Source organism: Acinetobacter sp. UNC436CL71CviS28, assembly GCF_000620525.1.
Classification (GTDB): domain Bacteria; phylum Pseudomonadota; class Gammaproteobacteria; order Pseudomonadales; family Moraxellaceae; genus Acinetobacter; species Acinetobacter radioresistens.
Window position 1 is genome coordinate 1 of sequence record NZ_JIBB01000104.1, and the last position, 1,142, is coordinate 1,142.

2 protein-coding genes are annotated in these 1,142 nt (G+C 30.4%); both read right to left on the minus strand.

The window, feature by feature from the left end:
* Window positions 1-104: 104 nt before the first annotated feature.
* On the minus strand, window positions 105-425 hold the full coding sequence (locus N518_RS0115350; protein WP_026444498.1) for a hypothetical protein: 321 nt from the start codon (window positions 423-425) through the stop codon (window positions 105-107).
* A gap of 11 nt (window positions 426-436) precedes the next feature.
* Window positions 437-709 carry a hypothetical protein gene (locus tag N518_RS0115355; protein WP_026444499.1) on the minus strand — a complete coding sequence of 91 codons (273 nt, stop codon included), beginning with the start codon at window positions 707-709 and terminating at the stop codon, window positions 437-439.
* Window positions 710-1,142: the final 433 nt, after the last annotated feature.

Consider the following 1,142-nt stretch of genomic DNA (forward strand, 5'->3'; position numbering starts at 1 on the left):
AAAACACGGAAAAAGTGTAGCAGTCAAAGAAGTTTTAAGAATTTTCTATAAACAATTACAAGAAAAAAAAGCCTGATTAAATCAGGCTTTTTTCTTGCAAAAACTTAGGACTTTTTAACTGTAGTGACTAACTTGTCATCTACATACAGATAAACTCTTTTATTATGTGTATAAGATGAAATTTTAGGTTGTCCTTCTCCACCTCCAACAGATCCGTCTTGATTACTGCTGACGAATGAACAGTGAGGAAAGCCTTTACCTTTAGCCAGATCTTTTTTTACGTCACTAATTGTAGACTGACATTCAGAAACATTAAGACCGCCAGCAAAGCACATAAAAGCACGACAGCCATAATTTTCATCTTTAGCTGCAACTAAGATAGATGCACTAGCTAAAGTTAAACCTAAAATAAATTTTTTATACACAAGTAGTCACTCTATTTAGATGAGTTTTCCAGTACGAATAACTTGCCTTCAAAGTTTAGAGATATTGTTTTGGCATTGCTGCACATTGAACAAATCTCTTGAATCAAGAAGGGTAAATTCCGTGTGAATCGAATTTTTCCTGATGCAGTATGAATGATGTGATCAACATCATTTACTTTAACAGTCACAAAATATTGGAACTGCTCGTTCATACCAATTTCAACACCATAGTTATTGGCGTTGAAGTCATCGACTGTTTTCAAGTCATTCATCGTTAAAGCCATTTCTGCAAGATCCCTAGTTTTTTAAAAGTGAAGTGCGGATTCTTACAAAATATAATTAATTTAAAAATGTAACTGAAGTGTAACTGTGTGTAAAAGACACAAAAACATCAATTATTTTTAAACGCTTTTAATATATATCAAAAAGTTTAAAACTTTAATGAATTATTTAAAACTTTTGTAAAAAGTTTGTATATATCAAAGCTCATATTTTTTTTAGATCCCTTCCCTTTTTGTCATGTAAATATCACTTTAATAATCTTCTAAACATTTCTAAAAACTTTTTAAAAAAAACTAGAATCGGGTTTAAAAAGAGTTTAAATAGAGTTTAGGAGTGTTTAGAACAGTTTAAGAGCCTTAATTTCTTTTTGTAAAACATAAGTTTACAAGCCTATAACTATACGTTTTGTCGCTATAACTATACGTTTTGTCGCTA

What these genes read in the sequence shown, in the direction of transcription:
- N518_RS0115355 (WP_026444499.1), bottom strand. Translation starts at nt 709, where the DNA reads ATGGCTTTAACGATGAATGACTTGAAAACAGTCGATGACTTCAACGCC.